Here is an 8,525-nt window from a genome sequence, read left to right as displayed (position 1 = left end):
GTAATATTCTGACTGAGAGTATACCGATCGAGCGCCCGTTGGCGAGCTTTTTGGCCAAGCATCTGTGACATTTCCGGGTGATCGCAAAACAGTGGTAGCAACGTTTGCAATTGACTCCGCACCCGCTGAGTATTTAAAACTATCCCAGCCCCTTCCTCCAAGGCTTCGCCATCAGCGCCAGCATCGGTAGCCAAACAAGCTAAGCCACAGGCCATCGCTTCCAGGAGTGACAGCGACAATCCCTCGACCAAAGAAGGCAAAATAAACACATCTGCACCCCGCAGAATTTCGATCCGCCGTTCCTCGTCGGCGACAAATCCGAGCCACACAATGCCCTCATCTTCGCCGTAGAATAGTTGCAGCGAGGCGGCGAGGGGCCCGTCGCCGACGATGGCCAATAGGTTTCCAGGGCCAAAATTACATTGTTTCCAGGCCTTTAGCAGGGACTCGACATTTTTCTCTGGGGCAATGCGGCCTTGGTAGACAAAAATCCGATCGGCCTTTAGTTCCGACTTCAACCCCGAAGGCCCTGGAGAATACTTAACTGCGTCTACTCCATTGGGAATCACAGCCACCCGCTCTTCGGGTACTCCCAACTTCACCAATATATCCCGCTGAATCTGAGAAAATACGATCGTGGAGTCGTAGTGAGCTAAAAACGGCGCGTACAGTTGATACATCAGGTGTTGGGTTCCTGATGTCAAATTCCGCAATTTGCGATCGAAGGGCGGGTGAAAAGTTGCTACCAGGGGTATATTCAATTCTTGGCAGATTTCTGGTAGCAGAAAGTCTAGAGGCGAAAGGGTCAGCGAAGCGTGAACGACATCCGGTTGCAGCCGCCGCAGAGATTTCATCAGCACTTTACTGGATTTGAAAGTGGGAATTGTATAAATTTGCGACTTGTAAAGACAGGGTAAGGAGACTTCGTTGCAACTCGCGGGTGGAAGCGACTGAGCAAATGAGGTGGCAGCAATTTCTGCCCCCCATTTCCCCTTAGCCATACTCCACGCTGCCTTATTACTTTCTAGTTCTGCTTCTTGGGCAAAGTGCAGAAAACTGACTTGGTAGCCCCGGTCTAAAAGTGCGTTGGTGACTTCCCTAGAATAAGTGACGTTACCGCAAAAAGGTGATTTTTTTCCCAGCCAAGCAATGTGCATTCAAGTAAATTTGAGTTTGTTATTTTATGGGAGTCGATCGACTGTGCTATTACGGGAAATATACCAGGTTAAGACACCACCGGCGATCGCTAACCCAGCCAAAGCCAAAAATACTTTTGGCAAACCCAGAAATGTTTCAGCGACTCCTGCCAAGGCCAAGGGTAAACTCAAGGCGATGTTAGTGGCATTATTTTGCAGCCCGAAAACTTTTCCCCGCATTTCTTCTGGAGTTTCTGCTTGAATTGTAGTCTGCATTGGCACTCCGACGATCGCCGCAAATACACCCAACAGGGTAATCAATAGTACGGATATCCACAAATTGTGTGTAAATAGAGACAGACCAATCAGAGCAAATGCCATGCCCATGGAGCCAATTAAACTGAATTGGGAGTGAGAAAATTTGTTACCTAGATAACCAACAGTTGTGGCTCCTGCGGCCATACCCACACCCACCGCCGCCAGCAAAAAGCCAAATTGAGAAGCCCTCATACCTGGAAGTATTTCGGCCAACCGCACTGCTAAAACTGCTAAGGCTGCAAAAATGGAAAACAGAATAATTAGTTGGATTAAAGCATTACGGACTTTTGGTTGATCGTTGATGTAACGTAGCCCATCTTTCAAGTCAGCTAGGGGATGTGGCGGTTCGTGTTCCACCTCGGTTTTTTCGCCAGTTTTCAGGGAAAGCAACAAGACTCCAGCGAGTGCGTAACTTCCTCCTACTACTAATTCTTTGCCAATGCCGATGCCGCCACCAAGGTTAGTAAAGAGAGTATCGGCTAAAGCTAGTAGGGGTTCTCCCACTGCAAAACCAATAATCACCGAACCCATCATGGTTGTAGTGTAGAGGGAGTTTGCGGTGAGCAAGTGGCGACGTTCTACCATCAGAGGAATGGCTGACTGTTCTGCTGGGGCAAAAAATTGAGTTAGGGTTGAAACTAGGAAGGTCACCAGCAGCAGCAAACAGAATCCGAGGGGTAATTGACCTATTTCTATACCTTTAGATAGCCACAGCACTATGGGCAGGCTTAAAACTAAACTTCCCCGCAGCAGGTTTGTGGCTACGAGCACTGCTTTTTTTGGCCATCTATCAACATAGACACCGGCGGCGGCCCCGAACAGCACTGCGGGAATTGTAAAGGCAATCATGATTGCTGACACCCACCTGCTGATGGTTTGATCGGCTGCTTGGAAGTTGCTGGCTACCAGGGCGATGGTCAGTACCAGATATACTTTATCGGCTAGCTGGGAGAAAATTTGGCCGCTCCACAATGCTAAAAAATTACGGTTTTTCAGAATTGGCAGAAATCCTGTTTCTGGTTCGGGATTTTCGACAATTGCTGCTGAGTTGGTGGCGGTTGGTTCGGGGGTGGTTTCCTGGGGGAGTTTTTGTTCCGGTTGCTTGACGTGGCCATTTCCCCTGTTTGGTTCGGGAGTGGTGGGATATTTATCCATTGCTGAGTCTTGGGCCTTGCTCCATACATCGGAAACTGGATGAGAGTCGAAGTTGGGCAAATTTTCTCGTTCTTCCATCTGGTGATGAGTCACGCTTAAAACAGATCTTGTCAAATCAGAATCGGAAAGTCGCATCATGGGGTTTGGGGCAAAATCGTTCTTGACGATCGAGATTCGGCGGGAGTTAAATTCAAATTAGGGCTGGAACAGCCAAGTTTAATAATTTGTGACTTTTTTATTATCCAATGTTCTCAGAATCTTTGGACTTTACCTGAAATTACTTGCTGGTTCGGGTTTCGCCCTGATTGGGGTTCGGAGCGTGCCGATCGCTCTTTTTCCTCTGCTCAAAACTCAAAACTTTCTAAATAAGCATCGATCGAACTTCCCGATCGAATCGCACAACCTAAATGATACTGGGCATACTGCCGCAAAATATTTTCTACTGATACCCAAGCTCCGCCATCGCCTATCCCTCCTATTTTGAGTTCTGGGCTACCCAACTGTTGCAGTGCGTTTAATTCCCTAGCATTTATACAAAAATCTGTCAAGTGTTTGCTGGCAGAAGTTTTCGGGGAACGGGAAGCCCCAATGTGAGCCGAACCCGTTGCTTCGGATCGTTCTGTCTCTAGGTTAGCTAACTCGGACAAGCTGAAGGTTCCCCCCGAAGGTATGCTAAATCCAATTTGCCAGTTTGGATCTCTGAAATTTGGCATCAAGGGGCGTCTGGTGGCGCAGCAGACTTGGACTTGGGGTGCAACGCCGGCAATGGCTAGCAGGTGAAAAATTGCCTGATCTAGGTGGGCGACAAGTAAGGCTAGGGAGTCTGCATCGGTGCGATCGGACAAACGCTCCAAACGCTTCAAGTGTTCGCTCAGCAAGCAAAATAGTTCTTCTTGGGGTTGATCGGAAAGGGCGCTGGCGATCGCCAATTCGGCCAAATATTGGGCGGATGCGAGTTTTCCCAGGTTGCGACTCAAGCCCGGATGGGACTCTACAGTTTCGGCTTGGGTAATTTTGTCGAGTGATCGACCTTTGGCCAGGAGCAATTCATTGACCACAAATAATTCGCTTCTACCGCCGATGGTCGATCGTTGTTTGCGAACACCGGGCGCTACGGCTCTAATTAAACCAAACTCCCGCGTTAAAACTGTCAACACGCGATCGGATTCCCCTAGGGGCGAACTCTTGAGATTAATGCCAGTTGCTTTGTAATTTCTAATCATCTAACCAATAACAATTAACGATTAACTATTCATTTCTCTGGTTCAAATTATCCCGCTGGCGGATTAATTCAGGACCGCGAGAAGTCCCCAAACGAGTCGCACCAGCCATTATCAAATCTAGAGCTTGTTCATGAGTGCGAATGCCCCCGGCCGCTTTAATCCCAATCCGCCCCTTCGTAACTTCCTTCAACAGCCGTACATCATCAACTGTCGCCGCCCCAAAAAAGCCCGTGTTGGTTTTAATATAAGCAGCCCCAGCCTCCATACAAATCTCCGCAGCTAATTGTTTTTCCGCATCCGAAAGGAGAGAACTTTCGATAATTGCTTTGATGGTGAGATTAGTTTCTTCGCAAATCTCCGCTAATTCCCGATGGAATTCGTCAATTTTTCCAGCTTTCAATAATCCTAAGTTAACAGAAACATCTAACTCTACGGCTCCATTGTCAGCGGCTTCTAGGGCTTCGTAAAGCTTCACCCTGGAAGTCGAAGCACCGGTAGGAAAACCTATCACAGTACAAACTTTTGGACGTTTTCCGTGCAGTAGCTCAACAGCTTTTCGGACGTAGCATGGGTACACGCACACTGTGACAAAGCCAAATCTCTCTGCTTGTTGGCAACAGTTTTCTAATTGGTCTGGCGTGGCTGTCGGGTCGATGAGGCCGTAGTCGATCGAGGGGGCAATATCTATGTCTGACTGGTTTGCAGGCATGGTGGTTTTTCTCCGCATTTACTACTTCTTTATTATGTATCTAAATCTGTTTAATTATTAAGAAACCAGGGTTAAGTATTAATTTATATTATGACATAAAAAAACTCGCCCCTAGGCGAGATTTGGTATTTTTTGGTGGCAAATGCGAGAAGTAAAATAGTATTTTGGCAATTTTTTCTCTGGCTATTTTGACTATTGCAGAGAAACTTTGATTGCAGGCTTGATTGGTCTGTTGGCAACTACGAGGACTCGGTAAACTCCCGATTCTGGCAGTTGAGCGAAAGTTTGACCTTCCCCTTGATCGAGGAGTGTTCCTGACGGAGATTCGATCGCCACATCTAGATTTTTGTTGCTCGCAGTGACTCTCATTGTCTGTCCGCGTTTCCCCTGAATTGTCAGGGGCTGGATTTGGTAGCCGGACATTTTCAGTTTAATTTTACCTTCTTTTTCTCCGAAGGCTATGGGAATTACGCGATCGGGGCGATAAGTCCACTTGGCACTAAAGTCACGTTCCAATACAAAACTACTGGTTTCGCGTTTAGGGATGGCTCGGACGCGGTAGATGCCCGACTCCGGTAACTTCCCTACCCATTGATTATCTCTTTTGTCAAGGGTTCCCAAATTTTCGCCACTGGGAGTGTAGAGTTCGGCGCTCAGTTCTCCAGCCCATAGGGAAAGTGTGAGTTCTCGTCCTTTGATGCCTTCAAAAATATAGGTGGTGGGTTTTTTGATGGTCTCTCGGATTTCCGATGTTGACATCGGCTTGATGGGTTCAATTTGTGGGGCTGCGACATCGTTGCTCGGTTTCTCAATGGTTTCTCGAATTTCCGAAGTTGCTATCGGATCGATTGTTTCAAGCTTTGGAGCTAGGGGGCTGGCAAAGGCTGTTTTTACCATCATCATCAGTAGCATCCCAGTCAGTAAAATTAGTTTTTTCATCTCGTGTTTCTTAGGGTAATGAGTTGTATATGGTTACTTATGTTTCCCTGTCAATACCGGATTAAAGGCTGTCGATCGCCTTTGGGGATAGAGCAGTATTAGGATACCTATCGGCACATCTGAGTATACCCTACCGATACACAAGCTGCGATCGGGTAGTTCCATATTAAAAACAGCACCAGAAAACAACCTGGTTAGGGTACGTCATTGACATACTCACGGCCCTTTCAGGTGCGGTGATTCTTGACGCTTCATCGACGTTCTGCTACCTTTGGCAGTTTTACCGTATCTCAGCGTCAGTCAAGCGAGTTGTGGCAATGCCCTATATCCTGCTAGGCCACTAAATCGTGAGATGTAAATTTTTGTGAACTGTTTTTACCCCCGCAAACGACCCGATCTGAGAATACTAATAATTAACCACAAACCCAAAAAACTCGCCGCTGCAAACAAACCATTGCTCAAAAAAGATAGTTGAGCAGTTTGAGAATTAGATGAAATAATTGCCGCTCCTACAATCAGCGAACCCACAACAATACTAAAAGAAAGTCGATTCGCCGAATCCCCCAAAGTGCGGCGCAGAGGATCGATTTCTTTTACAGTTAAATTCCACTTCAAAGTTTCCGAAGTAACTCTGTCTAACAGCACTTCTAATTGCCGTGGAGATTGCAGAGACAAACTTTTGAGATCCAGCGCCGTTCTTAGTAAAGCTTGCACCGGATCTTCTCCGAATAACTGACGCCGAAACAAATCGGTCATCAGCGGCTTCACCTGTTCTACAATGTTGAATCTGGGATTGAAAGCGCGCGCTAGACCTTCTAAATTAGCGAGGGTTTTGGCATATAAACCGAGGTTGCTAGGCAGTCGGATTTTATTTTTGCGGGTGATGGCCAGCATTTCATAAAATATCTCCGACAAGTTCATTTGCGACAGGCTGACATTGTAATACTTACGCAGCATTCTCGCCAAATCATTCTCTAGATTGGCTAAGCTAGTAGGCTGAGCAAATTCTGCCATTTGTAATGTTAATTGAGTGCAGCGTTGAGAGTCTAAATCCACAATTGCCAGTAACAGTTCTGTCAAACTCTGTTGAGTGCGCGGATCTAATCGACCAACCATGCCACAGTCTAGGAGGGCTATGCGTCCATCTTTGAGGTAAAATAAGTTGCCGGGATGTGGATCGGCGTGAAAAAATCCGTCGATATATAACTGTTGAAAGAAAGCGCGGCAAAGCAGGGTGGTAATTTCTTCGCGTTCGGCATCTGCATCCCCGTTGTGGCGAAGTCCTTGCAAATCACCTAACAAAATTGGTACGCCGTCTAGCCACTCCATTACTAATAGTTTTTTGGTGGTTAATTTCCACTGAATTTCTGGGACGACTATTTGTTTGGGGTCAAACCAGCGGCTTTTAGAAAGGTTGCGTTTGAGTTCGTCTGTGTAGCTAGCTTCTTGAATAAAATCAAGTTCTGCGCGCAGGGCTGTGGCAAATTCTTCGGCTAGGGCGACGATATCGTATTGTTGACCGTAGTCTGTGAGGGCAACAAGTTCTGCTAAGGCTTTGAGGACGGCAATATCTCGTTCAATGATGATATCAATGCCGGGACGTTGCACTTTCAGAGCGACTTGGCGGCCGTCTTTTAAGGTGGCTTTGTGGGTTTGGGCGATCGAACCGGCGGCGACGGCTTGAGTGTTAAATTTGGAGAAGGTTTCTTCGATCGACAGTTTGAGTTCCTGGCGGATAATCACTTCTACTTCCGACCAAGGTACGGGGGGAACATCGGCTTGCAGGGAGGAGAGGGTGTCGAGGTAGGCGGTGGGTAAAAGGTCGGGACGGGTACTCAGCAATTGTCCCAATTTCACAAACACTGGGCCTAATTCGATCAGGATGTTGCGGAGGACTGCTGGGGGTGGCAGACTGGGTTCGTCGGTTTTGCGGCCGGTGAGGAGGCTTTTCATGTAGTCCCAACCGTTGCGGAAGACGACTTCTAGGATTTCTCCTTGGCGTGAAGTGGTTTGAACTAGGCTGAACACGGGGCCTCCGGGTCGGGGTTTAATGACTATAACTACTAGGATAGCGCTGTTGAGTGGGCTGACCAGTATCTAGGGGAATAACTTGGGGTGAGGGGGCGAAGGGGGCGATCGAATTTTGGTTGACAGACCGCAATTCTTAACACAGCCAAAAGCATTTTGAGGAGAAAAAATCATCCTCGAAATTTGAGATCAAAAATACTCTCAAAAGTTTTTGATAATATATTTTGCTAAGCTATCATATTCTTTATCCATATTTTTCATCAAATTACTTTGACTATATGTCCAGGCTCCCGATTTAATAGCATCTCTAGTGGGTCTTTTTGTTGATAAATATTTAATTGGCACATTATATTTAGCAAACTCCTCATAACCAATCGTTGCAATAGAAAGATTGCACTGGGGTCAAAATCAATCAAAAGAGTTTTTTTACCTGCTGCGGCCAGTGAAACTCCTAAATTCCAGAGAATTGTTGTTTTTCCAACTCCACCTTTGTTGTTAAACATTGAGATAATTTTTTCAGTCATAGTGCAGTTAATTTTAATTTTTACCAAAAACTACAATCAATATTAACATTCGGTGCGAAGAAAGTCAATTCAACAGTATCTACAAACATCGTATCCCGCATCAATCCGCCACCGCCGCTCAATTTTTCCAGGAAAGCCGCCAACTCTATCAAGAGCTCGATCTGATCGAAAAGGCGATCGCAATTGGGCCTTATAATTAAAGATAGGTTCTGTGACATACTCCCACATCAAATCTGAGTACAGATTATGATGTGGGCTTCTTAACAGCCCGATGAAGGGTATGTAAGATTTCCTTGATGGTACTGTTATCCATAGAACCAACTATAGAAAGATTCCCACTACGGCGTTTTATACTGGGGAAAATGTCCAACCCCAGTCTTTTTAGGTTAATCGCAGCATTAAGATCGCGATCTACCATCAAAGAATTTTGCTCATCCCAATACTCTCGAATATTGCAATCGGTGAAAACCATTTCATTCCGATAACACAGAAG

8 protein-coding genes and 1 pseudogene are annotated in these 8,525 nt (G+C 46.3%); all 9 read right to left on the bottom strand.

Features of this window, described 5'->3' with window-relative positions:
• The coding region (locus tag ACBR23_RS22510) for a glycosyltransferase family 4 protein (protein ID WP_371120492.1) at positions 1–1,157 on the bottom strand (1,157 nt) is incomplete at its 3' end.
• Positions 1,158–1,181: 24 nt separating this feature from the next.
• Complete coding sequence (locus tag ACBR23_RS22505) at positions 1,182–2,747, bottom strand: MFS transporter (protein ID WP_371113638.1); 1,566 nt, start codon at positions 2,745–2,747, stop codon at positions 1,182–1,184.
• Between the two features lie 206 nt (positions 2,748–2,953).
• Positions 2,954–3,832: a DNA repair protein RecO gene (gene recO / locus ACBR23_RS22500; RefSeq protein WP_341739854.1), complete on the bottom strand. Its 879-nt coding sequence runs from the start codon at positions 3,830–3,832 to the stop codon at positions 2,954–2,956.
• Positions 3,833–3,857: 25 nt separating this feature from the next.
• Positions 3,858–4,541 (bottom strand): deoxyribose-phosphate aldolase, encoded by a 684-nt coding sequence (gene deoC, locus ACBR23_RS22495; RefSeq protein WP_371113637.1) that lies wholly within the window; start codon positions 4,539–4,541, stop codon positions 3,858–3,860.
• A 192-nt stretch (positions 4,542–4,733) separates the two neighbouring features.
• Positions 4,734–5,480 carry a hypothetical protein gene (locus ACBR23_RS22490; RefSeq protein ID WP_371113636.1) on the bottom strand — a complete coding sequence of 249 codons (747 nt, stop codon included), beginning with the start codon at positions 5,478–5,480 and terminating at the stop codon, positions 4,734–4,736.
• Positions 5,481–5,855: 375 nt separating this feature from the next.
• Positions 5,856–7,508 carry an AarF/ABC1/UbiB kinase family protein gene (locus ACBR23_RS22485; RefSeq protein WP_341739856.1) on the bottom strand — a complete coding sequence of 551 codons (1,653 nt, stop codon included), beginning with the start codon at positions 7,506–7,508 and terminating at the stop codon, positions 5,856–5,858.
• Positions 7,509–7,768: 260 nt separating this feature from the next.
• Complete coding sequence (locus tag ACBR23_RS22480; RefSeq protein ID WP_371120493.1) at positions 7,769–8,032, bottom strand: AAA family ATPase; 264 nt, start codon at positions 8,030–8,032, stop codon at positions 7,769–7,771.
• A 20-nt stretch (positions 8,033–8,052) separates the two neighbouring features.
• Complete coding sequence (locus ACBR23_RS22475; protein WP_341739858.1) at positions 8,053–8,250, bottom strand: hypothetical protein; 198 nt, start codon at positions 8,248–8,250, stop codon at positions 8,053–8,055.
• A 26-nt stretch (positions 8,251–8,276) separates the two neighbouring features.
• Positions 8,277–8,525, bottom strand: a pseudogene (locus ACBR23_RS22470) (RNA-guided endonuclease TnpB family protein); the annotation flags it as partial.

The organism is Microcoleus sp. (assembly GCF_041354475.1).
In the GTDB taxonomy this organism is placed as follows: Bacteria; Cyanobacteriota; Cyanobacteriia; order Cyanobacteriales; family Microcoleaceae; genus Microcoleus.
Note: the sequence above shows the minus strand (reverse complement) of the source record. Positions and strands in the feature narration are given on the sequence as shown.

Excerpts from the sequence above, each read along its gene's own strand:
- deoC (WP_371113637.1), bottom strand. The coding sequence starts at position 4,541 with ATGCCTGCAAACCAGTCAGACATAGATATTGCCCCCTCGATCGACTAC.
- recO (WP_341739854.1), bottom strand. The coding sequence starts at position 3,832 with ATGATTAGAAATTACAAAGCAACTGGCATTAATCTCAAGAGTTCGCCC.
- ACBR23_RS22480 (WP_371120493.1), bottom strand. The coding sequence starts at position 8,032 with ATGACTGAAAAAATTATCTCAATGTTTAACAACAAAGGTGGAGTTGGA.
- ACBR23_RS22505 (WP_371113638.1), bottom strand. The coding sequence starts at position 2,747 with ATGATGCGACTTTCCGATTCTGATTTGACAAGATCTGTTTTAAGCGTG.
- ACBR23_RS22475 (WP_341739858.1), bottom strand. The coding sequence starts at position 8,250 with ATGTCACAGAACCTATCTTTAATTATAAGGCCCAATTGCGATCGCCTT.
- ACBR23_RS22490 (WP_371113636.1), bottom strand. The coding sequence starts at position 5,480 with ATGAAAAAACTAATTTTACTGACTGGGATGCTACTGATGATGATGGTA.